The sequence below is a fragment of the Terriglobia bacterium genome, assembly GCA_020072815.1.
GTDB lineage: Bacteria > Acidobacteriota > Terriglobia > Terriglobales > Acidobacteriaceae > Angelobacter.
Map to the genome: position 1 here is coordinate 166,377 of JAIQGE010000003.1, position 23,817 is coordinate 190,193.

The window sequence follows — 23,817 nt, forward strand, 5'->3', positions numbered from 1 at the left end:
CGCGTGAATTCTATCAGGAGACCTAACCACAAAGGACACAATGACCCACAAAGGTGGCTTTCGGTCCTTTACGGATTACCTTGGTGTTCCTTCGTGCCCTTTGTGGTTCATGCTTTTGTTAATCGAGCAAAGTATCGCTCCGCCCTGCGCACGTCTCGTCGAATCTGCTCTTTCAACGCTTCCACGGAAGGGAATTTGATCTCCGTCCGCAGCCAGCGCAGGAAAGATACTTCGACTTCAGTTTGCGCTGTGATATCCAGCGGATGGAAGTTGAGCAGATGGGTTTCAATGGCGAAGGAATCAGCGCCGAAGGTGGGCCGGTTGCCCACGTTGGTCACGGAGTTAAAGGTCTCCCCGCCGACTCGCGTCTGCGTGAGGTAGACGCCGTTCTGGGGAACGAGTTCGTCATAGCGGCTGAGGTTGATGGTCGGAACGGTGTATTTGTGGCCGTAGCCGCGTCCGCGTCCGGCAGTAGAGATGATGCAGAACACGCGGCCCAGCAGGCGACGCGCGCGGCTGACTTTTCCCGCGGCAATCAGCCCGCGGATATGGCTGCTCGACACCGGACTGCCGCGCAACAGCAACAAGGGATAGTTGACGACGGAAAATCCAAGTTCTCGGCCGAATTCTTTGAGCCGTTCGGTATTGCCCTGCGCTTTGTGGCCAAAATGAAAAGTCTCGCCTTCGTGAATTTCCTGCGCTTGCAGCTTGCCGGCCAGGATGTCGGCGGCAAAATCGCGCGGTGTGATCATGGAAAAGTCGCGCGTGAACGGGATGATCAGCAGCTCGTCCAGCCCGCTCTGCGCGAGTAACGATTCTTTGATGCTTTGCGGGGTGATCAGCCGGGGAGCAATATCCGGACGCAAGATCCGCAGGGGATGAGGATCAAAAGTCACGGCCACAGCTTTGCTGCCAGTCTCCTGCGCGCGCCGAACCACTTCCTTCAGCACCTGACGGTGGCCGCAGTGGACGCCGTCAAAATTCCCCACGGTCACCACGGTCGGGCCCAGATCGCCGGGGACTTCCTGCAGAGACCGCAAGATCCTCATGCGATGTCAAACTCCAATTTGAGGCCGTCATACGCCAGGCGTACATGGCCGGGGAGCAGTTTGTTGGTGGCTTCGTGCGGCAGGTCGTGCGCGATATGAGTAAAAAACGCGCGGCGTGGCTTTAATTCGTCCACCAGGTGCAGTGAGTTGTCCACGGTGGAGTGCGTCGGGTGCGGCTTGTGGCGGAGTGCGTCAAGAAACAGGACGTCCAGATCGCGCAACCGGCCCATGGATTCCGCAGGAATCTCGCTGAAGTCGGTGAGATAAGCGGCGCCGCCAAAACGGAACCCGTGGATGGTGGCGTCGCCATGCAGGACCTTCACCGGCTCAAAGCTCGCGCCGAACAGCTCTACTGAGCCGTTGATGCGGTTCATGGTCACCCGGGCCAGGCCGCCATATTTGTAGTTCGCGTCAAAGATGTAGCGAAAAACACTCTCAATGGCGTCAGCGGTGGTGCTGTCCGCATAGAGCGGGATTTTTTCTTCGCGGCGCAAGCTCAGGGGACGAACGTCATCCAGGCCGAGGATGTGGTCGGCATGGGAATGAGTGTAGAGAACAGCGTCCAGCCGGGTGATTTTTTCGCGGATCGCCTGCTGCCGAAAGTCCGGCGTGGTATCAATCAGCACGCAGCGGCCGTCATATTCCACCATCACGGAAGGCCGCGTGCGCTGGTCATGCGGGTCGATGGAACCGCACACCCGGCAGGTGCAGCCGATGGTGGGCACGCCCATGGACGTGCCGCTGCCCAGCACGGTAAGCGTCGCCTTCATTTTTGTGGAGGCGCCGTTTCTGCCGGCGGGTTCGCAGCGCGTTTGGCGATGGCGTTGGTGAGTTCAATCCACGCCATTCTCAGTTCGAACAGAACGTTCTGCAGCAGAGTCAGTTCGCGGTCGTTGAGATTGCCTACAGTTTTGTCATGCAAAATGGTGAGCGAATCTATGGTCTGGCGCGCCCCGATGATATCCACGCTGGGCGGCTCGCCTTCTGAGCGCACGGCGCCCATCTGGATGAGCGCGCTCATGTAGAACGACTCCACCACCTTATCGAAAGTCATCTCCGGATAACCGCCTTGCGCGCCCAGCTTGGCGGCGAAGAGGTCATCCAGCTTCTTGCCGGAGGCCTTGTAGGCTTCATGCTGTTCAAGCTGTTCTTCCACGGCGGGCGCTTCCGGCATGGCTTCTTCTTCGCCCGCCCCCGGCGTTGTGCCGTCGCCCTGCGCGCCTTCTGCCGGTGGAGGTGCGGTTGCGGCCGGCGGCGACGCGGCTTTGGCGGCTGCTTCGGCCTCGGCTTCTTCCCGCGCTCCCGCAGAGTCGGGGCGCAATTCGCCTTCGTCGCCAAAGCGGCGTCGATCACTTACCACAAAGTCCTGCTTCTTTTCGGTCATACTCCCTCGATTCGATTAGATTGCAAACGGCAGCACAACGATTCGTGCCTGATGGCCGTTCAAGTCCACTTGCGGACCGGCTTCCGCGGTTTCCCGCCGAACGTAGCCCAGCCCAATCTTTCTTTCTCCTGCGTCCACGGGGATGACTGCCGTGCTGGTGATCTCGGCCAGCAAGCGGCCATCGGACTCATATTTACCCGGCGGAGCCGGATCGCCTTCAAACTCAAAGCCGGTGAACTGGCGATGCACCTGGCCGCGCGAGCGTATGCGCTCCACAATCTCCTGGCCAATGTAACAGCCTTTGTTGAAGCTGAGCGCTTGCGCCTGGCCGGTTTCCTGGGGCAAGTCACGGTCGCGGATGTCCTGGCCATATTGCGGGACGCCTTGCAGAATTCGCCACCATTCCAGCGCATGTGCTCCAACGGGCTGTGCCCCGGCTTTTACCAGCGAATCCCAAAGCGATTGCTCGCTCGCCGGCCCGCACCATATTTCATACCAGCCCGGCTTGTTTTGCCCGCCGCGAATGATCTCCGCCCCGGGAAAAACTTTGTCGCCAGTGCGGACTTCCCGCGGCTCCATTCCATTTACTTCAAAGCCCGCGTCGGCAAGAACTGTTCCGGCTTGCGGCCCGCAGACGCCAACGGCCACCAGAGCGCCGAATTCCGCCAGCTCAACTTTGTCCATGATGATGAAGCGCTTAATGGCGGTGAGCAGCGGTTCCACCTGTTTGCGATCGGTCTCCAGCAAGTAAGTTTCACCGCGATTGAAAATGCATAAGTCGCCCAGGATGCGTCCTTGCGCGTTGAGCACAAAATTGTAGTTGCCGCGGTCCTGCGCCAGGTCGCGGACGTTGTTGGTCACCATGTTGTGCAGCCAGCGGGTGCGGTCTTTGCCGCCGGCGATGATGCGCGCTCGCCAGCCCAGATCAAAAGCTCCGCAGGCAGTCCTCAGCGCCCGGAGTTCTGAGCCGGAATCGCCAAAGCTGAGCGGGGTTTCCACGCCCAAGTATTCGCCCCACTGGGCGCGGGGCAAGGAGAGCCGCTGCTGGATGGTCGTCTCTGTCATGGATGCCAAAATGAAAGCCGAATAACTGATTATAGCGAACCCGCTGCCTGAACCCTCGCGGCAAGGCGGCCTGCCATCACTTGCATAAGGCGAGGCCGCGCCGGAGAATGGAACTGATGCCTGCACAACCCGGCTCCAACCCCGAGCAACCCAGCAAGCCAAGCCCCAAAGATGCCAAGTCGGTATGGGTGGGCGCAGAGCGGTACATCCAGTTGGGGATGACTCTTCCGGCGGCCACGGTGATTGGCTGGCTGCTGGGCGAACTGCTGCAGCGCTGGCTGCACTGGGACTGGCTGCCCCTGGGAGGCCTGATCTTTGGGATCATTGCAGGATTTGTGTATTTCATCCGCACCGCCATGTCTGAGGAGTTCAAAGATTGAGCGGCCCTGGACCAACCGGTGACGCCCCTGCGGACAAAGTGGCGGCGGATTTGCCAGCCCAAGCCCAGCCGTCAGAGACGCCGGACACCTTCCATCTCATCATCTATCGCCGGCTGGTGATCTTTATGGTGGCGCTGGCCGCGGCCGGATTGCCCGTCATCGCGATCAAATTCGGGGCAGGACTGGCGCTGAGTTTCCTCGCCGGGACCGTCATCGCGATCGTGAATTTTCACTGGCTGCGGCGCACCATTGAGGCCATGGCCGACCGCGTTGGAGCCACGGGAAGAGGGCCGTCGCGCGCCGGCGTGGTGTTCCGTTTCCTGCTCCGCTACTTTTTGATCGCCCTGGTTGGCTATGTTATATTGAATAGTTCTGCCAACAACTTGTACGGTCTCTTTGCGGGGTTGTCTCTGCCAGTTGGAGCAATCTTGATGGAAGCTGCGTATGAAACCTACAAGGCGCTCCGGACAGGATTCTAATCTCCAGGACTAAGCTGACGAATGCAGGAACAACTGTGGTTCACTGAAATCCTCAACCGGGCCGTGGGTGGCCCCGTGAACGCCCTTCTTGAGAAGCTGCCGGCGCCGTTTCATCCTGCCGACGCGGCCACTCCCATTACCAATGCGGTAGCCATGGAAGTCCTGGTAGTGGGCTTCATCCTGCTGCTGTTCCTGCTGGTGCGGTCAGGCCTCTCCGTGGACAAGCCCGGCAAACTGCAACACATGTTCGAAATGTTGCACGGCTTTATCGCTGACCAGTGTGAGAGCATCATTGGACACGGCGGCAAACGCTTTGCTCCATACCTGACTTCGCTGGGATTTCTGATTCTGTTCTGCAACCTGATCGGGCTCATTCCCGGGTTTGAATCGCCCACCGCCGACCCCACGGTCCCCCTGGGCTGCGCTTTCGTCACGTTCATTTTTTACAACCTGCACGGCCTGCGGGAGCAGGGCGTCTGGGGTTACATCAAGCATTTCATGGGTCCGGTGTGGTGGATGGCATGGCTGCTGCTTCCCATTGAGTTGATTAGTCACCTGGCCCGTGTGATGTCGCTCACCATCCGTCTTTATGCCAACATTTTTGCCGGCGATATGGTAACGCTGGCGTTTTTCACGCTCGTCCCCGTGGGCATTCCGGTGATTTTCCTGCTGCTGCACGTGGGCGTTTCGTTTTTGCAGACGTACATTTTTATTTTGTTGACCACGATTTACCTGCAAGGTGCGGTTTCGCACGAGCACTAAACAAGCTTCAAGCGTGAGGGCCCCGTCCCCCAGGGCGGAAGCCAACCACCCACTGGAAGCTGATTTCATAGGAGAAACAATGCGCAAAACAATGATCTTTGTCTTTCTGATGATGGCCCTGCTGTGCGTGGCCTCGCCGGTGTACGCCCAGGGCGGCGGCAGCCCGATCACCAGCAGTTGGTCCATCCCCATCGGCGCCGGTCTTTGCATGGGCATCGCCGCCGGTCTTTGCGGCTTGGGACAAGGCAGAGCGACTGGCTCCGCCGTGGAAGCCCTGGCCCGCAACCCTGGCGCCCGTCCAGGAATCTTCATCTTTCTGCTGCTCGGCTTGGCGCTGATTGAGTCCCTGGCGCTGTACGCGCTGGTGATCGCCTTCCGCATTTCGCCGACTAAGTAACAACTCGGAAGAGTTTTCAAGAGCCCGGCTATGTGGCCGGGCTTTCTTGTTTTTGAACGCAATCTACGCAACAGGCATTTTGGGCGAGACGGCGCCGTTCTTCCCCGATAAACGAAGCTTTACAAAAACACACTATTTGTAACAGCGCGGGATACCGGTGTGCGATAGATTGGCCTTAGTACGCGAGCTAGTTCCTGCCTTGACAGCTCGGTAGTGGGTTAGTTTGGGTTTGTTATCAGTTTTCGTCTGGCAACTCAGGCGCGCGCGTGTTCATCGCTGCCGCGATGAACGTCTGCCTAAAGGCCCGCGATTCGCGAGCGAATCGCTAGACGCTGATACGGGTAGTGGGTCAATCCAAACTGACCGACTACCGGCGGAGGTTCCCGATAGTGAAGATCAAGCATCTCGCGGTATTCCTGCTTTGTTTGGCTCCATTGTGCAGCTTCGCACAACCGAAGGTGCGCTTTGTCACGGACCTGAAGAAAGGCTCCATGTATGAGAGCTTTGGACGGGCCGCCAAGGGAAAAGCAGCATGGAAGTCGCAGCAGGGAATTGCGTTTCTCAGCAAAGACCTTGTGGCGGTCTATCAGTTGCGGCAAAGTTCCGGCGACGCCAATCGATTTCTGCTGAACATCGGCATTGTGGACGCGCACAACGGGCACGAAGGGGGCTTTCTGCAGTTGCCCGCCGCCGACCGCTCTGCGGCGGTCATGGCCGTCCAGGATGGCAAGTTTCTGGCGCGTGCGGGAGACTCTCTTTATCTGTACTCAATCGGGCGCGAGCGGCTTGCTACCAAAGATCTGCCTGCTTCCAATCCAGGCCAGTTCGATGAGTGGCAAGTTGACGTGACTCCATCCGGAGCGACCGTGGTGCTGGCGCGACAGAAGCCACTGAGCGGCGAAGCGGAGATCGAACTGCTCGAAAGCAATTCTTTAAGCTCCATCAAGAAATTCACGGTCGCGCATTTGGACCGCTGGTCAGCCTCAGACAACTTTCTGATCGCCGCCGATCCCGCGGCCGAGCCGGGCGAAGCAGAGATGGGAGTCCTGGACTTTGACGGACACTGGCGCCGCCTCCGAACGGGGGCAGAAAGCGATGATCCTGACTGCAGGTACAACATGCTGGCGCTGGAGCGAGGCCTGATCGCCGCCTACGATTGCGATGATCTGCTGTTGGTGTCCAACTCCGGGGCCGTAGTATTGTCCAATCCTTCGCGGCCCGGCGAATTCATTGCGTCGGTGGCCGGCGCGCGAAGTTATTTTGCCGAAGTGCTGGTTCCGGAAGAGACCGGACGCCCATACATCGCTGTCCATGACGTGACCAGCCGGGCCGAACGGTTGCACGTTTTTTTGCAGCGAGGGAATTTCTACTACTCGGTTTCTCCCGACGGAGCGCTGGCGGTCATCGAGGGAGATGAGCTGAAGGTCTATGAGGGCCAGCCTGCGTCTGAGGGCAAGACTGGAACTGTGGCTGCTGCCGCGCCCGGCGTCAAGGCCCATCTGCGCTGGCGGCTTGATCTGGACGACGAATACGGCTTTTCCACCTTCACCAGCGCCTCCAAGTCCACCTGGATGAAACAGCATGACGTGCTGTTTCTTTCGCCGGAGCGATTGCTGGTGTATCAGGTAAGCCAGGTGGCCCCGGCCGAGGGGCCTGTGCTTCTCGAAGGGCAAGTCCCTGGAACCAGTTTTACCCTGGAAGCCAAAGTGTTGGACGCTCAGGACGGCCACGAGATCAAGTCATTGAAAATCCCCACCACCTCCGGGTTTTCGAAAATCATCGCCACGCGTGACGGAAAATTCGCTGTCCGCGCAGGTGACTTCCTGTATCTCTACTCCGCTGATTTTGAGAAGCTGGCTTCGCGGGAACTTCCTTTGAAAGGCAAGGCCTTGGCGGAAGGCTGGCAAATTGGCGTGTCGCCCAACGGGGAAGAATTGGCGTTGGTCCACCAGCAGATCTTTTCTCCCGCTCTGCCGCCTCCGATCGCGGCAGACAGGCTGGGCGTGGCGGAATTTGAGATCTTGAACGCGGACACCCTCCAGCCGGCCAAGTCATTCACCGTTCCGCACTACCTCAACTGGTGGTCCGCAGGGGACGGCTATCTGCTGGCCGCGAACCCACAGGAGCCCCCGGGGAAGCAGCATTTCGTCCGCATGGGCTTTGACGGCCAGTGGTCAACTCTGAACCCGGAGTGGGACCCAGCGGCAGGCTGCCAGGTACAGATGGACCAACTGCAACAAGAGCGCATCGTCTTTTATGGTTGCGGAAACGTTTTGGTGCGGGCGGCGAGTGGATACAACCTGCTTTCCGTGGCGGAAAACGTTTCTCAAGGCGTTGCCGCTTCAGCAACCGGGGCCGGCAAATACCTGGCTGTGGGGTTCGGCCGTTACGATATGGGTCCCTTCCGGCCTCAAGTGGGGAGTCCAAATCTGGTGCGACCCATGCTGATTGAAGTCTATGATCTGGCGACCGCGAAGACCGTCATGTCCGTTCCGGTGAGAAGTGAAAACTCTTATTACGCGATTTCCCCGCAAGGAACTCTGGCTGTGGTTGATGGCCCCGTGCTGGCAGTCTTTCAACCGGAACCATGATGCCCGGAGCTGTGACGCCGGAGTGATCAAGTGGCGCGAGGCGAAGCGGTTATTTTTCCGGAGTAACCGTCAGACTCGCCGGTTCAGCATTGCTGGGCACAGTCTTTAGCATGTAAACCACCGTAGGTTTGCGGTCCGGGGCCAGATCGAGCGCTGCTCGTGCGGCTGAATTGGTCACACGTCCCGGCGCCACGCCCAGCCAGATGGTGGCAATCGCCGCCGCGATCAACGCCAGCCGCATGGCTGCTGAGGGGCTGGCCGGCGCTTCGTCAACTGTAGGTTCACGCATGTACATGACCACGATGATTCGCAGGTAATAGTAGGAAGCCACCGCGCTGTTGATCACGCCGATAATCACCAGCCAAATCAGCGCCTGCGGATGCGTCGCAGAAGCGGAGCCGGACAGGGCCGAGGTGAAAACGTAATACTTTCCCAGGAAGCCCGCCGTGGCCGGGATGCCGATCAGTGACAGCAGGAAAACCGTGAGCGTGAAGGCCAGCAGCGGAGAGCGTTTGCCCATGCCGGCATAGTCGTCCATGGTGACGTAGCGTTCGCCGGTGGAGGAGACGTGGCTGATCACCGCGAACGCGCCCACGTTCATGGCCGCGTAGGAAGCGGTATAGAAGATGGCGGCCCAGATGCCGTCATTGTTCTGTGCGGCAAAAGCAACCAGGATGTAGCCGGCGTGAGCAATGGAAGAGTATGCCAGCATGCGCTTCACGTTGTTCTGCATGAGCGCGCCGAAATTGCCCAGCGTCATGGAGAGCGCGGCGGAGATCCATATCAGCCAGAACCATTTGGTGCTGGTAGTGGCAAAAAGCATGCGCAACAGCACGGCAAACGCCGCCGCCTTCGGCGCGGTGGACATCAACGCGACGACTGGCGCCGGTGCGCCTTCGTAAACGTCAGGCGTCCAGATGTGGAAGGGCGCTGAGGCGATCTTGAAGCCCAGTCCCACGATCATGAGCGCGACCGCCATGAACGCCAGAACGCCCGGAGTCCCAGCGGCGTTCACCTGCTCGCCCAGCACTTTTGGGATGTCCAGCAGGTTGGTGGATCCTGTGGCTCCAAACATGAGCGCCACGCCATACAGAAAGAAGGCGGTGGCAAACGATCCCAGCAGAAAGTACTTGATCGCCGACTCCGTGCTGGAAGCAGTGCGCCGGCGATAGCCGGCCAGAACGTAAGTGGAAATAGAAGAGATTTCCAGCGCGATGAAGATCAGCACCAGCTCTACGGCGGACGACATCAGCACCATGCCCACGGTCCCGAAAAGAATCAGGGCGTAGTATTCGCCGCTGTTCATCTTCTGAACTTCCAGGTATTCGAGCGACGCCAGAATGCAGACTGCGGAGATGGCCGGGATCAGAATGTGGAAGAAGATGGAGAAACTATCCACGCGGACCATGCCGAACCAGCCCGGCGTGCTGAAGCTGGCATCGCGGGCCAGCCAGGCCATCTGGCAGAATGCCGCTGCAATCGCCCCAAGCGAGCCCAGCAGAGATAACAGACCAAGGCTCTTGCGGCTTGCGCCCGGCTTCAGCAGCGGGTCAATCATCATCACCGCGATACCAAACGCGGTGAGCACCAGCTCAGGCAGGATGCGAATGTAGTCGATGGTTTGAATCGGGTTCATCGTTTTTCCTCAACCCGGTTTTCCTCAACCCGGTTCTGTCCACCCGCTGATGTTGCCGAAATTGACGTAGCCGAAATTGGTGTCGCCGAAATTGATACTGCTGCAATGGGAGTTGCTGGCGCGTTCTTGCCGGCCTTGACAACGGCCACCGCGGGATCAATGCTCTTCATCCAGTAAGGCGAGATCACGCCCATCACCAGGGCCATCACCGCCACCGGCCACAGGGAAATTTGCTCGCGCGCGTCCAGGTCCGGCAGGGCCTTGTTTTCGTCGTGATGGATCGGGCCGTAGAAAACTTTCTGGTACATCCAGAGCAGGTAGCACGCGCCCCAGATCACGCCGCTGGTGGCCAAGGAAGCGTAGAGCATGCCGTGCGGATGGCTCTGCGCCGCGCCGCTGAGCACCAGGAATTCGCCGACGAAGCCGTTCATCAGCGGCAGCCCGACGGAGGACAGCACTGCGATGAGAAAGAACGTGGCGTACACCGGCATGGGCGTAGCCAGGCCGCCGAATTCCTTGAATTCGTAGGTGTGCTTGCGCTCGTACAGCATGCCGGCCAGCATGAAGAGCGCTCCGGTGGAGATGCCATGGTTCAGCATCTGGTACACCGCGCCGTCAATTCCGGCTTGGGTGAAGGTGAAGATGCCCAGCACCACGAAGCCCAGGTGGCTGACGGAAGAGTAGGCAATCAGCTTCTTCAGGTTCGGCTGGACCAGCGCCACCAGCGCGCCGTAAATGATTCCGATGATGGCCAGAACAATGATCCACGAGGCGTTGTTGCGGGATTGGTCGGGGAACATGCCCAGGTTGAATCGCAACAGGCCGTATGTGCCCATCTTGAGCAGCACGCCGGCCAGCAGGACGGAGCCGGCGGTGGGGGCTTCCACGTGCGCGTCCGGCAGCCAGGTGTGCAGTGGGAACAGAGGGACTTTCACGGCAAACGCCACAAAGAATCCGAGAAAGAGCCACTGCAACGTAGAAGCTGAGACGCCGTTGGCGGCAATCAGGTCGCGAAACGCTGCGTACTCAAAGTTGTGCGCAGGGTTGTGCGTGTACAAGTAGATGATGGCCACCAGCATGAAGACGGAAGCGACCATGGTGTACAGGAAGAATTTCACGGCGGCATAAACGCGGCGTCCATGCCCGTACATGCCAATCAGCAAGGCCATGGGAATCAGCGTGGCTTCCCAGAAAACGTAGAAGAGGAACATGTCCAGCGCCAAGAAGACGCCGATCATCGCCGTCTCCAGCACCAGCAGCAGGACGAAGAATTCCTTCACGCGATCATGAATTGATTTCCACGAAACCAGCACGCCCAGGGGCACCAGGAACGTGGTGAGCACTACCAGCCACATCGAGATGCCGTCCACGCCCATGTGGTAGTGGATGGCCTGGCCAATCCAGGCGTGGTTGGTATCAAACTGCGGCTGGAACCCATGTTGGCCGTAGTCGAAGAACCGGACCAGGTGCAACGAGAAGAGGAACGTGACAACGGAAAAGATCAGAGCAGCCCAGCGCAGCAGGCGATCATTGCGCGGCATGAGCATGATCAGCACCGCGCCGATGGTGGGAAGGAACGTGACGAGTGTAAGGATGGAACCGTTCACTTCTGCACCCCCAGCCAGATCATGTAGGCGATGACCGCTGCGCCGCCCAAAGCCACCCAGGCGGCGTAGGAACGGATGTTGCCGGATTGCATGCGGCGCAGCTCGTTGCCGATGCCTTGCGAAGTGGAGCCCGCTCCGTTCACCAGGCCGTCAATCACGCCCTGGTCCACGCCGCGCCAGAAGACGACAGTCGAGAGGGCTAGCAAGGGTTTGACCAGCAGCAGGCCATAGCCTTCGTCCACGTAGTATTTGTGCAGGACAGTGAGGTAGATGCCGTGAATTTTGCCTGTGATTCTGTCGGGCAGGCCCGGACTCTTGAAGTAGAGCAGCCAGGCAAAGAACAAGCCAAGCAGCGCGGCGCCGACCGATGTGCCGGCCAGCAGCCACTCTTCGCTAGCGTTCTCTTTTGCTGTCTCCTGCGTAAGACCAGCGTGGGCGGCTTCCACGCTTTCACCGGCGACTGCCGAACTTGAAGTCATCACTGGCGCCAGGAAATGTTCAATCTCATTGTGACCTTTCATAAAGGCCGGTACGCCCACCCAGCCGCCGACGAATGAAAGGATCGCCAGAACCACCAGCGGCCCAATCATGATCCAGGGCGATTCGTGCACGCCATGACCGTGGTCGTCATCGTGACCGTGAGCGGCGGCGGCGGCGGCGGGTGCGGCATGAGTTGCGATTGCGTGGGCATCGCCCAGATCGGCGTCAGGCCGGCGCTCGCCGAAGAAGGTCATAAACCACAGTCGGAACATGTAAAAAGAAGTGATACCGGCGGTGACCACGCCGATAATCCACATGATGGGCCCCGCGGTCGGGCTCTTATAGACTTCGCCGAGAATCTGGTCTTTGCTGAAAAACCCGGCAAACGGCGGGATGCCGGCGATGGCGATGGTGGCGATGGTCATCACCCAGAACGTTCTAGGAATCAGTTTCTTGAGTCCGCCCATGCGGCGCATGTCCTGTTCACCGCTCAGAGCATGAATGACCGATCCCGCGCCAAGGAAGAGCAGCGCCTTGAAGAACGCGTGGGTCATCAGGTGAAAGATTGCGGCGGAGTATGCGGCCGCGCCGCACGCCAGGAACATGTAGCCGAGCTGTGAGACGGTGGAGTAAGCCAGCACGCGCTTGATGTCCGTCTGCGCCATGCCCATGGTGGCGGCAAAGATGGCGGTGAGGCAGCCGATGATGGCCACAATTTCCAGCGCATGCGGCGCTAGATTAAAGATGGCATGCGAACGGGCGATCATGTAGATGCCCGCGGTGACCATGGTCGCGGCGTGGATCAAGGCCGAGACCGGCGTGGGCCCTTCCATGGCGTCCGGCAGCCAGACGTAGAGCGGGACCTGTGCGGATTTGCCCGTGGCGCCAAACATCAGGCAGAGCGCGGTGATGGTCAGAAAGCCGAAGCCGGCTTCTACGGGATACTTTGAAGAATCCTTCAGCGCGTTGAACACGCCGTCATAGTCCAGCGTGCCGAAATGCTGAATCAGCAGAAACATGCCGATCAGAAACGCGAAGTCGCCAATGCGGTTGACGATGAAGGCTTTCTTGCCGGCGTCGGCCGCAGAGTCCTTGAGGAAGTAGAAGCCGATCAGCAGATATGACGCGAGCCCCACGCCTTCCCATCCCACAAACATCAAGAGATAGTTATTGGCAAGCACTAGCGTCAGCATGAAGAACATGAAGAGGTTCAGGTAGGCAAAGAAGCGGTAATACCCGCCTTCATGCGCCATGTAGCCAACGGCATAAATATGGATCAGAAAGCCTACGCCGGTGACCACCAGGACCATAATCATGGAGAGCTGGTCCAGATAGAAGCCAAATGGCGCGGAAAAGCCTGTGGTCCAAATCCAAGCGCCGTGGTTCTCAATGTAGGGCAGAGCAATCGCGCCGCCCGGCCACGCCTTCCATACCGCCCACGAAGCCCAGCCGAACGAGACCGCGGTAAACAGCAAGGCTACAAAGGAGACCATGCCGTTCTTGAAGCGGCGTCCGAAAAGGCCATTGATGGCCGCGCCGGCCAGCGGCAGCAGCGGAATGACCCAGAGATATAAGTTGTCGGTCATAGTTTCAGCAGGTTTACCCGGTCAACATTCAAAGTCTCACGCGTACGGAACACCGCAATGATAATCGCCAGTCCCACCGCCGCTTCCGCAGCAGCCACCACCATCACAAAGAAAACAAACACGTGGCCGCTCAAGCCGACAATCTTTGCGCCGCTGGGCAGCAGTCCGCCGTGCGCATTCCAATAATTGGCGAAGGCCACAAACGTCAGGTTTACGGCGTTGAGCATCAGCTCAATGGACATAAAAATGGTGATGATGTTGCGCTTGAGCAGGAATCCCAGCACGCCCAGACAAAACAGCACCGCGCTGAGGGTCAGATACCAGGAGAGAGGAACCACTTAGTTTTCCCTCCTTCCCAGCACTACCGCGCCCATGATGGCGATGAGGATTAGCACGGAGGTGACTTCAAACGGAAGCAGAAAGTCTTTGAAGAGCAGGCGGGCGATGGGATGGGTCTCACCGAAGTCGCCTGCACTGATGCTGACGCCGCTCAGCCCCTTGCTCGTGGTGAGCATGGTCCAGCTCACCAGGCAGCCCAAAACGATCACGCCGGGCACGCCGATGAGCAACGCCATCACGCTGCCCTTGCTGCGCTCTTCCGCGCCGGCATTGAGCAGCATGATGACGAAAACGAACAAAACCATGATGGCCCCGGCGTAAACGATCACCTGGATGGCTGCGACAAACTCCGCGCCCAGCAGCAGGTAAATCAGCGCCAGCGAAGCCATCACCACCACCAGCGACAGCGCGCTGTTGATGGGGTGGCGCTGGACCAGCAGGTTCACAGCGCCGGCCACGCAGATCAGTCCGAAGACGATGAATAGTACCTGGTGAACCATTTCGGTTTTAAGCCCTCCAGGCCACGATGAAGCTGGTGACAATGATGTTGGCAATCGCCAGCGGCAGCAGGAACTTCCATCCAAATGCCATCAGCTGGTCATAACGGAAGCGCGGCAGCGTGCCGCGAATCCAGATATAGAGAAAGATAAAGAAGAAAACTTTCACCGCGAAATAGAACACCGGCAGCAGCGCCGCGACGATGGGCGGCGCTCCGGGGATCGCCGGGCCGTGCCATCCGCCGAAGAACAACAGCGTGGCCAGGCAGCCCACGGTAAACATGTTCAGATATTCAGCCATGAAGAACATGGCAAACTTCATGGAGCTGTATTCGGTGTGGTATCCGGCGACGAGTTCGGTTTCGGCTTCCGGCAGATCAAAGGGGATGCGGTTGGTCTCTGCATAAGCGGCCATCAGATAAATAAAGAACGCGATGAACTGTGGAGCAATGTACCAGTGCGGCAGATGGGTGTTGAAGCTGCCGACCATCCAGGTGCCTGACTGCGCGTTCACGATTTCGCGCAGACTCAGGCTGCCCGCCAGCAGAAGGATTCCCACCAGCGATAGTCCTAGAGCCAGTTCATAGCTGATCATCTGCGCGCTGGCACGGAGCGATCCGAGCAGGGAATACTTGCTGTTCGACGACCATCCAGCCAGGGCGATGCCATAAACGCCGATGGAAGTTGCTCCCAAGATAATCAGCAGGCCAATGTTGATGTCACTCAGGCCGCCCGCCGCGCCCATGCCGGTAATCTGCAGCGGGATGCTGATCCCGCGAATGGTGATGGATTCGCCGAAAGGAATAATGGCAATCGAGATCAGGGACATGGCCAGCGCCAGCATCGGGGCCAGAATGTACAGGCCCTTATGCACGTTGTCCGGCACCAGGTCTTCCTTCAGGATGAATTTGATGCCGTCAGCCAGCGGTTGCAGCAGGCCGAACGGGCCTACGCGCGTGGGGCCCCAGCGGTTCTGGATGCGGGCCACCAGCTTGCGCTCCAGCAGGGTGGTGTAGGCCACGCCGGTCAGCATGACAAAGAGGATCAGCAGGATCTTGATCACTGCCACGATGATGAAAGTTTTTGTGTCCACGTTTTGGCTGCTACCGCCCCCTAATGGCGGCGACGAACTGAATCTCTCTTCTGAGCCGCAAACAACAAATCTTCTTTGCACTTGTGCCGCCCCTACGGGGCTCTGCATCTTTTGGCTCACCTACCCAGGGCTTACGCCCTGGGCTACCGTTATTCCGCGCCTTCGGCGCTGGTACAAAATTAGTCCAGAGTCTATTTCAAGCCTTACCAAGAGCCAAAAGCCGAACGGCGACTGCGAGTTGCCAATTGTTATTTGCCAGTTGCTAATTGCTAATTGCTTTAATCCGCCATGACTTCTTTCTTGTCTGCCGGCACGCCGCTCCTGCTCTCAAGAACGGAATTCAACATGTTTGAGTAGCGACCCAGCGTTCCCGAGGTGAACAACGTGTCATTGGCGGGAACAATCTGTACCAGGCCGTCGGCCGCGCCGGCGTTGCTGTGTTCGGTGGCGGTCGAGTGCTGGTCATTGCCGGCCAGCAGGTTCAATCTTGAGAATTCGTAGCCCGGAACCAGGCGCTGGATCTCGTCCAGAATGGCCATCGAGTCAAACGGGCTGGTACGCGGCTCCATGTTGTTGGCTGTCAGCCACACCGAGTGGCGGTCCGCTTCGCCGGACTGCACGCCGCGGGTCTGTCCCATGTCCGCGTGCACGCCGCCGCCGAAGGGAACCAGCTTCTTGACGTCAGCGCCCATGCGCTCAGCCACACGAACGATGATTTCAAAATCGCTGCGGACGCCGGCCACGTCGCCGGCCTTCTTGAGCAGTTGCACATCACCGCTGGTATTGGTAAACGTGCCGGACTTCTCGTAGGCCGACGCCGCGGGCAGCACGACTTCCGCCAGCGATGCGGTTTCCGTCAGGAACAATTCCTGGGCGACGATGAGTGTGTTCTTGAGCGCCGCCGGGTCGAAACTGTAGTCGGCAACCGGGTTGGAGCCGACAACATACAGGGCGGCCAGCTTGCCGTCTTTCGCCGCCTGAATCATTTCCGACAAGGCGAGGCCTTTGGTGGCGGGGAGCGTTCCCCATTCGGCACTGAATTTCTGGGCTGACGTAAGAGCTGTGTAACCGGGTAGCAGGTCAGGGAACAAGCCCATATCGGCGGCGCCGCGCGAGTTGGCGTAGTCGCCCAGGCAGATGAATTTGGCGTTGATGCCGGAGCCAAACTTCACCAGAGCAGCAACGTCCGCGCCGCGGACTTCAGAGCCAAAGATGATGACCAGGTCTTTGAGCGCTTTGATCTCGTCGCGGAATTTCTTCAGCGTGTCATTGGTGACGCCGGCGCTGGTGAGCGACCCGGCGGCTGCGTCGTCGCCGTTGAGGAACGCGGCAATCTTGCCTTCTTTGCCCGTCCCCACCTGGATAAAGCCGGCGGCCTGGCGGCGCAACTTGATGGGCTGCGAATTCACAACATAGAGCTTGGTCTGGTGCAGGCGGACGGCGGTGCGAATGCTCCACGCCAGCAGCGGATGCTGCTCCGTGGGATCATTGCCGATCAACAGGATCGCCGGAGCGTTGCCCACGTCGCGCATGGTAGCGGTGGCGTTGGTCTTGCCGGCAAGAGCGCGCGCGAAAGCGGCGAAATCGGCTGTACGGTGGTGATCAATGTTGTTGGTGCCGAGCACGGTGCGGGCGAATTTCTGCAGCAGGTAGTTTTCTTCGTTGGTGGTGCGGTTGGAGCCGATCACGCCAATCGCTTGGCCGCCCTTGCTGTCGCGAATCTCGCGCAAGCGTTTGGCGACGTGGTCAATGGCTTCTTCCCAGGTGGCCGGCACGAGCTTGCCCTCTTTGCGGACCAGCGGCTGGCGCAGACGGTCTTTGTGTTCAGTGAAGTCGAAGGCGTAGCGGCCTTTGATGCACAGGAAATCACCGTTGATGCCGCTCTTGTCGCGATTGTCGCCGCGGATGATCTCCGCTCCGGTATCTGCCTGGCGCACGCCCAGCGTGGTCTTGCAGCCATCGCCGCAGTGCGTGCAGACGGTGCCCACGTGCTTCATCTCCCACGGACGCGTCTTATAGCGGTACGAGCCGGAGGTGAGCGCGCCGACCGGGCAAATATCAATGCACATGCCGCACTCTTCGCACTCCAGGTGATCTTGCATGTTGGGAGCAATCACTGAGCTCGACCCGCGCAGTTGCACGCCGAGGGCGGAAACGTCCATGCCTTCACCGCATACGCGGACGCAGCGGTAGCACAGGATGCATCGCGGACGGTCAAAGAAGACCACCGGCGACCACTGCTGTTCTTCTTTGTGGAGCTTGCCTTCCATGTAGCGCGATTCGGCGGCCCCGTACTTGAAAGTCATGTCCTGCAGTTCGCATTCGCCGCCGGCATCGCACACCGGGCAGTCCAGCGGATGGTTGCCCAGCAGCAGTTCGATCATGGACTTCCGCGCCTGGCGGACTTCATCCGATTCCGTGGTGACGATCATGCCGTCGGTGATGGGGACGGTGCACGCGGTTTGCAGCTTGGGCATCTTCTCAATGCGCACCAGGCACATGCGGCAGGCGGCCTGCAAGGAGAGACCGGGATAGTAACAGAAGGACGGCACTTCAATGCCCACCGCTTTGCAGGCCTCAATCAACAGCGTGCCCGCAGGCGCGGTGACTTTTTTCCCATCAACCGTGATTGTTACGTCTGGCATAGGTCCTTTTCTGCGCTAGCTCCTGGTGACTGTGCTTTCGTGAATGCCGGGCGGTTCCTGATCTCTTCAATCTGTGCGGCGTGCCGCTCGGCGTGCTTGGCCATGATAATCAACAATTCATAGGCGCTTACTTCTCCGAAGAGCGAATGAGGGACCTCCGTGCGCCGGAGATCTTCGTTATTTTGCTCGGCGAAGAGGATGGCTCCGGCCCGAGAGGTTTCAAACAGTTTTCGCGCCGCGTGCAGTGTGGGGAAGCGCCCGCTGGGATGGGCCCTTTCCGGCGCCGCAACTTTGCTGCTGCGATTGGCCACGCGCTCCAGAAAAATTTGCTCGCGGTTGGGGGCATCGGCGGAACGCGGACGTCGCGGCCCTTTCAGCAGGCCGAGCATAAAGGTTTCCGTCACCGCGACGTGCTCGGCGCAATCCAGCACGGACCAGCACCCAGACGAAGGACGGTGGAGGCAGCTTTCCTCCGACACATCGGCCAAGCTCAAGAGGAAACGCTCGCGGCTTTCACGCAGCAATGCTGCCAGCCTTTGGTTATCGGCTGCCAAGGAGACCGTGTTGGACAAAGTGGTCATGGTTCTCAGTGTGACAGCACCGGCAACTCGCTGATCTGGGCGTTGGGCTCAAACGGACATGGCTTGCCTTCCAGATGGGCTTCAAACTCGCCGCGCCACTTGTCCACAATGGACATGGTCGGGATGGCCGCGGCGTCGCCTAGCGGGCAGAACGTACGGCCCAGCATGTTCTGCGCCAGGTACTTGATGTTGTCAATGTCCTTCTTCAATCCGCCGCCGTTGTGGAAGCGGGTCAGCGTTTTCTTGAGCCAGTCCGTGCCTTCGCGGCAGGGAATGCACCAGCCACAGCTTTCGTGCTGGTAGAACTTCATTACCCGCAGCGCGAATTTGACCATGCAGGTCTGGTCGTCCAGGATGACCACGCCGCCGGAACCGAGAAATTCGCCGCGCTTGGCGAAGGAATCAAAGTCGCAGTTGATGCCCTCGGCTTCTTCCGCAGTGAGCAGGAAGGTGGAAGAGCCACCGGGGACCACGGCCTTGAGTTTCCGTCCGTTGGGGATGCCTCCACCGACTTCGTAAATAAGTTTCTTCATCGGGTAGCCCAGCGGCAATTCGTACACGCCCGGTTTGTTGATGTGTCCGCTCAAGCAGAACAGGCGGGTGCCGCCGTTCTTGGGAGGGCCGTAATCGGCAAACTTCTGGCCGCCCATCATGATGATGTGCGGGACCGAGGCGATGGACTCCACGTTGTTGATCACCGTTGGTCCGCCCCAAAGCCCAACCACCGCAGGGAACGGAGGACGGATGCGGGGAATGCCGCGCTTGCCTTCCAGCGATTCCATCAGCGCGGACTCTTCGCCCACTTCATAGGCGCCGGCGCCGGTGTGCCAGTAAACGTCAAAATCCTTGCCGCTGCCGAAGATGTTCTTGCCCAGAAAACCTTTAGCGTAGGCGTCAGCCAGCGCCTTGCGCGTGATGTCCACCAGGTAACGGTATTCACCGCGGATATAGATGTAGCCGATCTTGGCGCCCACGGCCAGGCCGGCGATGATCACGCCTTCGATGACGGTATGAGGATCGTGCTCCAAGATCAGGCGGTCTTTGCAGGTGCCGGGCTCGGATTCGTCGCCATTGACCAGAATGTATTTCGGCTTGGCGGATTCCTTGGGGACGAAGCTCCACTTCATGCCGGTGGGGAAGCCTGCGCCGCCGCGCCCGCGGAGGTTTGAAGTCTTGACCTCATTGATGATGTCGTCGGGCTGCATCTTGAGGGCTTTTTGCACGGCCTTGTAGCCGTCAAGCTTCAGATACTGCTCGATATCGGCCGCACCTTTGCCAAAGCGGCTGGAGACAATGCGTACTTCGTCGGGATGGGAGGTTAGTTCCGCCATTACCTTTCGTTTCTCAGTTGGAAATTGCCAACAATGCCAAAATTGCCGCGAAAAAAATTGCCAAGATTGCCAGAATTGCCAAAATTGATGATTTGAAAGCTCATCTCTGTTTTGCTGTTTGCCGGGAAATTGAAAATATTGCTGTGAGTTCCCGGGATTCCTTCAACAAATCTTCGAGACGCTCTTTCCTCATGATCTTTAGATCAGACAGCAACTCAATCCAGAAAGCCGACTCGTCTGCCTCTTCCGTTACTATTCCGATCTTCGAAACAAACTCTGCTTTTGAGCGTGCCCTGCAGGCAGCCCGATAGTTGGCTCCAACCGCTGTACCGCAACGTAACAACTGCTTCCCGATAATCTGCGCCTCTGTAGCTGGCGGTAACGAACGAAACAGACGAACAATACGGACTGCGAATTCCTTGGTTCGCGTGCGAAGCTGCTCCGTTCTGCTATCCAAGGGCGGCCTCTCCTTGCTTGTCGCTCAGAACTGTCTTACCAAGACAGCGCCAAATCATCAATTTTGGCAATCATGGCAATTCTGGCAATCCTGACTACTGTTTCGTTTTCTTTCTGTAACTCTCCAGCACCTGGTCCATTTTGTCTACCGTCAGGTTCTCATGAAAGTCATAGTTCACCTGGACGGCTGGCGCCCAGCTGCAAGCGCCGATGCACTCGACCTCTTCCAGGGAAAACACGCCGTCTGTCGTTGTGCCTTTGTGGCCGATGCCCAGAGTCTTTTTGCAATGTTCAAAAAGTTCATCAGAGCCGCGCAGCATGCAGCAGATGTTGGTGCACACCTGCACGTTGAATTTGCCGATGGGCTTGGTGCGCAGCATGGAGTAATAGCTGACCACGTTGCGGACCTCAAGTTCAGTCAACTCGGTCTTTTTTGCCAGATGCGAAATCACATCATCGCTGACACACCCGACTTCATCCTGGCTATAAATCAACATCGGGACGAGGAAGGAGCGCTTGGTCGGGTACTCTTTCATCTTTTCGTCGAAAAATTTGTCAAGCTTCTCAGATATGACGGCCATTACCGGTCAATCTCCCCGAGGACGATGTCAATGCTCCCGATCGCGGCCACCACGTCGGCGATCAGCTTGCCTTCGCACATCTGCGGCAGGGCTTGCAGGTTGGCGTACGAGGGCGAACGCATGTGTACGCGCATGGGCTTGGCCGTGCCGTCGCTGACCACGTAGTAGCCCATCTCTCCGCGCGGCGACTCAATCGCCTGATAAACCTCGCCCGCCGGGACCGCAAAGCCTTCGGTCACGATCTTGAAGTGATAGATGAGGGCTTCCATCTGGGTCTTCATCTTCTCGCGATCGGGCAGAACGACTTTGGGTGCGTCCGCTTTGATGGGACCTTTAGGCATGCCTTCCAATGCCTGTACGCAGATTTCCCGCGATTCGCGCAGTTCCTGTACGCGGCAGACGTAACGGGCCCAGACGTCGCCATCCTGGGAGACAGGGACCTTGAATTTGAAGTTCTCATAGCCGCAGTAAGGAAGGTCGCGGCGATGGTCAAAGTCCACGCCGCTGGCGCGCAGGGCCGGGCCTGTCATGCCGATGGCCAGGGCGTCTTCCGCGCTGATCTGGGCAACGCCCTTCAGCCGGTTAATGAAGATGCGGTTGCCGGTAAGCAGGTTTTCGTATTCGTCAATCTTTTCGGAGAACGTGTCGAGAAACTTCTTCACCTTCTCAAAGAAACCGAGAGGCGCTTCCAGCGCCAGGCCGCCGATGCGGAAGTAAGAGGTCATCATGCGCTGGCCGCTGACCATCTCGTAGATCTTCAGCAGCTCTTCGCGTTCACGGAAGCAATAGAGGAAGACCGTCATGGCGCCGATGTCCATGGCGTGCGTCCCCAGCCAGACCAGGTGTGAGCTGATGCGCTGCAGTTCGGCAAGTAGCACGCGCATCCAGGTGGCGCGTGGAGGAATCTCCAAGCCCAGCAGCTTTTCCACGGCCAGCACGTAGCACAGGTTATTGACCATGGGGCAGAGGTAGTCAATGCGGTCAGTGAGCGGGACGATTTGCTGATAAAACTTAGCTTCGCAGGTTTTCTCAATGCCGGTGTGGAGAAAGCCGATGTCCGGCATCATGCGGACCACGGCTTCGCCGTCAATCTCCAACAGCAAACGCAACACGCCGTGCGTGGATGGATGTTGCGGGCCCATGTTGAGAATCATGGTCTTGTCGCCGGCGGGATCAATGACCGGAGTGGAAGTGAGATGCCCCATTAGCGGTAGCCCTCCACGGGGTAATCTTTGCGTAGAGGATGGCCTTCCCAGTCTTCCGGCATCATGATGCGGCGGAGATAGGGGTGACCAAGGAAACGCACGCCGAACAGATCGAAGAGCTCGCGTTCGAAGAAGTTGGCCGATGGCCAGACCGCGGTAATGGATTCCACCACGGGATCATCGCCGCTGAGCTTGACTTTGAGACGCACGCGGGCTTTGTTCTTCATGCAGAGCAGGTGGTAAGCCAGCTCAAAACGCGGTTCGCGGGGATAAAAGTCCGCGCAGGTCAGGTCCGACATAAAGTCGGTCAGGCCCTGGGACTTGAGCTGGGCGCAAGCTTCGCGGATGTTTTCGCGGGCGACGTAGATGGAGAGTTCGTCGCGATCGAACTTTGCGCCCTGGACCGCGGCCGGGTTCCAGGCCACCAGCGCGGCCACCAGCGGACGGTCCTTGAGTTGCTCCAGATCAGTGATTGCAGGGGCCAGGGCCATCAGCCTTCAGTCCTCTCTGGCTTGTTCCAGTCAAGCACGCCTTTTTTCCAGATGTAGAAGAAGCCCACCATCACCAGCCCGATATACGTGAGCATTTCCCAGAAGCCGAACATCTTGAGTTCGCGGGCGATCACCGCCCAGGGATAAAGGAAGACCGCTTCCACGTCAAACAGGATGAAAAGCATGCCCACCATGTAGAACTTTACGGTGAAGCGCGATTGCGCGTCGCCCGTGGGGTTGATGCCGCATTCATAGGCGGTGTTCTTGGCGCGGTTCCATTTGTGTTGCCCCACCAGCGTGGAGAGAAGGACCATGATTCCAGCCAGGGCAAGGGCCACCACAACCTGGATCAGCAACGGGATGTAACGGGCGAAGTAGTTATTGTCCGGCATGAATAAGCCTGTATATAATGCGCCAGCCACTGCGGGCTAAACATTCGAATGTAATTTCCCTTCGCAGGGGTGTCAAGCCCTTGAATTTGCACGATGTTAATGTTTCCCAAATGTCGCTCACAGAAAGCGATTTCCGACAAGAGATTTTGCGACGCAAGGCTCCTTGCCAATTGAGCGCGGCTACGCTGCTATGACCATCTTCGGCTTCAATACTGACGTTAAGCACGGTGACCAGGTGTTCCACGTCCAAAGCGAAGCCCGGCAGAATGATCTGCTATTGCAGACCCTGGTCTTTGTGAAAGGGCAGTGCGTAGGAAAGCATGCGGCTTCTTACGCGCATATGACATTGCAGCCCGGCTTTGCCGAACAGACGATGCATGAGCTGCTGAAAGCGCAGCACCGAGCAGTGCTGGACGCCGTGGAGAGCGGCCGGATGGATTCGGCACTGAGCGGCGGCGTCGCCGTGCAGGACGTGGGTGGCTCAGGCCTGGCGCTGAAGTGGGTGACTTCGTCGCCGGAGAATCAGGGCGAGTCGCTGGTCTTCCACATACAAGTGCTGGACGCAGGCCAGCCGGCCAGCGGGGCCGCAGTGGCTGCTTTGCCGTGCTCACCTGCAGGCGCAGAGGGCCTGGCACATGCGATGGCAGATGCTGAGGGCAACGTTGCGTTGACGGTGCCGCTGACGGACGACGTCCAGCGCGATTCCGCCGTGCTCGTCCAGGCGACGCGGGGAGCAAAGTCAGCTACCAGGAAATTTCGGTTTAGGAAGTAGCTTGACCTAGCTGCAGAG

24 protein-coding genes are annotated in these 23,817 nt (G+C 58.7%); 6 read left to right on the forward strand and 18 right to left on the reverse strand.

Annotated elements, in window-relative coordinates; genetic code table 11:
• Nucleotides 1–107: 107 nt before the first annotated feature.
• Genes LAO20_05910 through LAO20_05925 form a run of 4 tightly spaced genes read right to left on the reverse strand, consistent with a single transcriptional unit; the run spans nucleotide 108 to nucleotide 3,498 of the window.
• Nucleotides 108–1,049, reverse strand: coding sequence for a bifunctional riboflavin kinase/FAD synthetase (locus tag LAO20_05910; protein ID MBZ5530946.1), 942 nt, complete (start codon nucleotides 1,047–1,049; stop codon nucleotides 108–110).
• Nucleotides 1,046–1,819 (reverse strand): MBL fold metallo-hydrolase, encoded by a 774-nt coding sequence (locus LAO20_05915; protein MBZ5530947.1) that lies wholly within the window; start codon nucleotides 1,817–1,819, stop codon nucleotides 1,046–1,048. The genes LAO20_05910 and LAO20_05915 overlap by 4 nt, the downstream gene beginning before the upstream one ends.
• Nucleotides 1,816–2,433 (reverse strand): DUF1844 domain-containing protein, encoded by a 618-nt coding sequence (locus LAO20_05920; GenBank protein MBZ5530948.1) that lies wholly within the window; start codon nucleotides 2,431–2,433, stop codon nucleotides 1,816–1,818. The genes LAO20_05915 and LAO20_05920 overlap by 4 nt, the downstream gene beginning before the upstream one ends.
• Before the next feature lie 15 nt (nucleotides 2,434–2,448).
• On the reverse strand, nucleotides 2,449–3,498 hold the full coding sequence (locus LAO20_05925; protein MBZ5530949.1) for a folate-binding protein: 1,050 nt from the start codon (nucleotides 3,496–3,498) through the stop codon (nucleotides 2,449–2,451).
• 116 nt (nucleotides 3,499–3,614) lie between these two features.
• On the opposite strand from LAO20_05925, the gene LAO20_05930 reads away from it, so the two are divergent.
• The 5 genes from LAO20_05930 to LAO20_05950 all read left to right on the forward strand — a co-directional run bounded on the left by LAO20_05930 (nucleotide 3,615) and on the right by LAO20_05950 (nucleotide 8,107).
• The gene (locus tag LAO20_05930) at nucleotides 3,615–3,878 is read left to right on the forward strand and encodes an AtpZ/AtpI family protein (protein ID MBZ5530950.1); all 264 of its coding nucleotides are present in this window, start codon (nucleotides 3,615–3,617) and stop codon (nucleotides 3,876–3,878) included.
• Complete coding sequence (locus LAO20_05935) at nucleotides 3,875–4,357, forward strand: ATP synthase subunit I (GenBank protein ID MBZ5530951.1); 483 nt, start codon at nucleotides 3,875–3,877, stop codon at nucleotides 4,355–4,357. The genes LAO20_05930 and LAO20_05935 overlap by 4 nt, the downstream gene beginning before the upstream one ends.
• 21 nt (nucleotides 4,358–4,378) lie before the next feature.
• Nucleotides 4,379–5,119 (forward strand): F0F1 ATP synthase subunit A, encoded by a 741-nt coding sequence (gene atpB, locus LAO20_05940; protein ID MBZ5530952.1) that lies wholly within the window; start codon nucleotides 4,379–4,381, stop codon nucleotides 5,117–5,119.
• A gap of 79 nt (nucleotides 5,120–5,198) precedes the next feature.
• Complete coding sequence (locus LAO20_05945) at nucleotides 5,199–5,516, forward strand: ATP synthase F0 subunit C (GenBank protein MBZ5530953.1); 318 nt, start codon at nucleotides 5,199–5,201, stop codon at nucleotides 5,514–5,516.
• Nucleotides 5,517–5,905: 389 nt separating this feature from the next.
• Nucleotides 5,906–8,107: a hypothetical protein gene (locus tag LAO20_05950; protein MBZ5530954.1), complete on the forward strand. Its 2,202-nt coding sequence runs from the start codon at nucleotides 5,906–5,908 to the stop codon at nucleotides 8,105–8,107.
• Nucleotides 8,108–8,156: 49 nt separating this feature from the next.
• Here the strand turns inward: LAO20_05950 and LAO20_05955 are convergent, their stop codons facing one another.
• The 14 genes from LAO20_05955 to ndhC all read right to left on the reverse strand — a co-directional run bounded on the left by LAO20_05955 (nucleotide 8,157) and on the right by ndhC (nucleotide 23,027).
• The gene (locus LAO20_05955) at nucleotides 8,157–9,743 is read right to left on the reverse strand and encodes an NADH-quinone oxidoreductase subunit N (GenBank protein MBZ5530955.1); all 1,587 of its coding nucleotides are present in this window, start codon (nucleotides 9,741–9,743) and stop codon (nucleotides 8,157–8,159) included.
• The gene (locus tag LAO20_05960) at nucleotides 9,740–11,290 is read right to left on the reverse strand and encodes an NADH-quinone oxidoreductase subunit M (GenBank protein MBZ5530956.1); all 1,551 of its coding nucleotides are present in this window, start codon (nucleotides 11,288–11,290) and stop codon (nucleotides 9,740–9,742) included. Before LAO20_05960 ends, LAO20_05955 begins: the two co-directional genes overlap by 4 nt.
• Before the next feature lie 56 nt (nucleotides 11,291–11,346).
• A complete protein-coding gene (gene nuoL, locus LAO20_05965; GenBank protein MBZ5530957.1) occupies nucleotides 11,347–13,416 on the reverse strand; it encodes an NADH-quinone oxidoreductase subunit L in 2,070 nt (689 codons plus the stop codon).
• Entirely contained in the window at nucleotides 13,413–13,754 is a 342-nt protein-coding gene (nuoK, locus tag LAO20_05970; protein ID MBZ5530958.1) for an NADH-quinone oxidoreductase subunit NuoK, read from the reverse strand. Before nuoK ends, nuoL begins: the two co-directional genes overlap by 4 nt.
• Entirely contained in the window at nucleotides 13,755–14,255 is a 501-nt protein-coding gene (locus LAO20_05975) for an NADH-quinone oxidoreductase subunit J (GenBank protein ID MBZ5530959.1), read from the reverse strand.
• Nucleotides 14,256–14,262: 7 nt separating this feature from the next.
• A complete protein-coding gene (gene nuoH / locus LAO20_05980) occupies nucleotides 14,263–15,453 on the reverse strand; it encodes an NADH-quinone oxidoreductase subunit NuoH (protein ID MBZ5530960.1) in 1,191 nt (396 codons plus the stop codon).
• Between the two features lie 170 nt (nucleotides 15,454–15,623).
• Complete coding sequence (nuoG, locus tag LAO20_05985; protein MBZ5530961.1) at nucleotides 15,624–17,990, reverse strand: NADH-quinone oxidoreductase subunit NuoG; 2,367 nt, start codon at nucleotides 17,988–17,990, stop codon at nucleotides 15,624–15,626.
• Nucleotides 17,978–18,562: a DinB family protein gene (locus LAO20_05990; protein ID MBZ5530962.1), complete on the reverse strand. Its 585-nt coding sequence runs from the start codon at nucleotides 18,560–18,562 to the stop codon at nucleotides 17,978–17,980. Before LAO20_05990 ends, nuoG begins: the two co-directional genes overlap by 13 nt.
• A 14-nt stretch (nucleotides 18,563–18,576) precedes the next feature.
• Nucleotides 18,577–19,902 carry an NADH-quinone oxidoreductase subunit NuoF gene (nuoF, locus tag LAO20_05995; protein MBZ5530963.1) on the reverse strand — a complete coding sequence of 442 codons (1,326 nt, stop codon included), beginning with the start codon at nucleotides 19,900–19,902 and terminating at the stop codon, nucleotides 18,577–18,579.
• Nucleotides 19,903–20,002: 100 nt separating this feature from the next.
• Nucleotides 20,003–20,359: a four helix bundle protein gene (locus LAO20_06000; GenBank protein ID MBZ5530964.1), complete on the reverse strand. Its 357-nt coding sequence runs from the start codon at nucleotides 20,357–20,359 to the stop codon at nucleotides 20,003–20,005.
• Nucleotides 20,360–20,453: 94 nt separating this feature from the next.
• The gene (locus LAO20_06005) at nucleotides 20,454–20,939 is read right to left on the reverse strand and encodes an NAD(P)H-dependent oxidoreductase subunit E (GenBank protein MBZ5530965.1); all 486 of its coding nucleotides are present in this window, start codon (nucleotides 20,937–20,939) and stop codon (nucleotides 20,454–20,456) included.
• Complete coding sequence (gene nuoD, locus LAO20_06010) at nucleotides 20,939–22,144, reverse strand: NADH dehydrogenase (quinone) subunit D (protein ID MBZ5530966.1); 1,206 nt, start codon at nucleotides 22,142–22,144, stop codon at nucleotides 20,939–20,941. The genes LAO20_06005 and nuoD overlap by 1 nt, the downstream gene beginning before the upstream one ends.
• On the reverse strand, nucleotides 22,144–22,635 hold the full coding sequence (locus tag LAO20_06015; protein ID MBZ5530967.1) for an NADH-quinone oxidoreductase subunit C: 492 nt from the start codon (nucleotides 22,633–22,635) through the stop codon (nucleotides 22,144–22,146). Before LAO20_06015 ends, nuoD begins: the two co-directional genes overlap by 1 nt.
• Nucleotides 22,635–23,027, reverse strand: a complete 393-nt coding sequence (gene ndhC, locus LAO20_06020) for an NADH-quinone oxidoreductase subunit A (GenBank protein MBZ5530968.1) — start codon at nucleotides 23,025–23,027, stop codon at nucleotides 22,635–22,637. Before ndhC ends, LAO20_06015 begins: the two co-directional genes overlap by 1 nt.
• Nucleotides 23,028–23,190: 163 nt before the next feature.
• Here ndhC and LAO20_06025 point away from each other — a divergent pair, with 163 nt between their 5' ends.
• Nucleotides 23,191–23,799 (forward strand): hypothetical protein, encoded by a 609-nt coding sequence (locus tag LAO20_06025; protein MBZ5530969.1) that lies wholly within the window; start codon nucleotides 23,191–23,193, stop codon nucleotides 23,797–23,799.
• Nucleotides 23,800–23,817 lie beyond the last annotated feature (18 nt).

Bases quoted from the DNA above. Each gene is read 5' to 3' on its own strand.
- LAO20_05910 (MBZ5530946.1), bottom strand. From the start codon at position 1,049: ATGAGGATCTTGCGGTCTCTGCAGGAAGTCCCCGGCGATCTGGGCCCG.
- LAO20_05915 (MBZ5530947.1), bottom strand. From the start codon at position 1,819: ATGAAGGCGACGCTTACCGTGCTGGGCAGCGGCACGTCCATGGGCGTG.
- LAO20_05920 (MBZ5530948.1), bottom strand. From the start codon at position 2,433: ATGACCGAAAAGAAGCAGGACTTTGTGGTAAGTGATCGACGCCGCTTT.
- LAO20_05925 (MBZ5530949.1), bottom strand. From the start codon at position 3,498: ATGACAGAGACGACCATCCAGCAGCGGCTCTCCTTGCCCCGCGCCCAG.
- LAO20_05930 (MBZ5530950.1), top strand. From the start codon at position 3,615: ATGCCTGCACAACCCGGCTCCAACCCCGAGCAACCCAGCAAGCCAAGC.
- atpB (MBZ5530952.1), top strand. From the start codon at position 4,379: ATGCAGGAACAACTGTGGTTCACTGAAATCCTCAACCGGGCCGTGGGT.
- LAO20_05945 (MBZ5530953.1), top strand. From the start codon at position 5,199: ATGCGCAAAACAATGATCTTTGTCTTTCTGATGATGGCCCTGCTGTGC.
- LAO20_05955 (MBZ5530955.1), bottom strand. From the start codon at position 9,743: ATGAACCCGATTCAAACCATCGACTACATTCGCATCCTGCCTGAGCTG.
- LAO20_05960 (MBZ5530956.1), bottom strand. From the start codon at position 11,290: ATGCTCATGCCGCGCAATGATCGCCTGCTGCGCTGGGCTGCTCTGATC.
- nuoL (MBZ5530957.1), bottom strand. From the start codon at position 13,416: ATGACCGACAACTTATATCTCTGGGTCATTCCGCTGCTGCCGCTGGCC.
- LAO20_05975 (MBZ5530959.1), bottom strand. From the start codon at position 14,255: ATGGTTCACCAGGTACTATTCATCGTCTTCGGACTGATCTGCGTGGCC.
- nuoH (MBZ5530960.1), bottom strand. From the start codon at position 15,453: ATGCAGAGCCCCGTAGGGGCGGCACAAGTGCAAAGAAGATTTGTTGTT.
- nuoG (MBZ5530961.1), bottom strand. From the start codon at position 17,990: ATGCCAGACGTAACAATCACGGTTGATGGGAAAAAAGTCACCGCGCCT.
- nuoF (MBZ5530963.1), bottom strand. From the start codon at position 19,902: ATGGCGGAACTAACCTCCCATCCCGACGAAGTACGCATTGTCTCCAGC.
- LAO20_06005 (MBZ5530965.1), bottom strand. From the start codon at position 20,939: ATGGCCGTCATATCTGAGAAGCTTGACAAATTTTTCGACGAAAAGATG.
- nuoD (MBZ5530966.1), bottom strand. From the start codon at position 22,144: ATGGGGCATCTCACTTCCACTCCGGTCATTGATCCCGCCGGCGACAAG.
- LAO20_06015 (MBZ5530967.1), bottom strand. From the start codon at position 22,635: ATGGCCCTGGCCCCTGCAATCACTGATCTGGAGCAACTCAAGGACCGT.
- ndhC (MBZ5530968.1), bottom strand. From the start codon at position 23,027: ATGCCGGACAATAACTACTTCGCCCGTTACATCCCGTTGCTGATCCAG.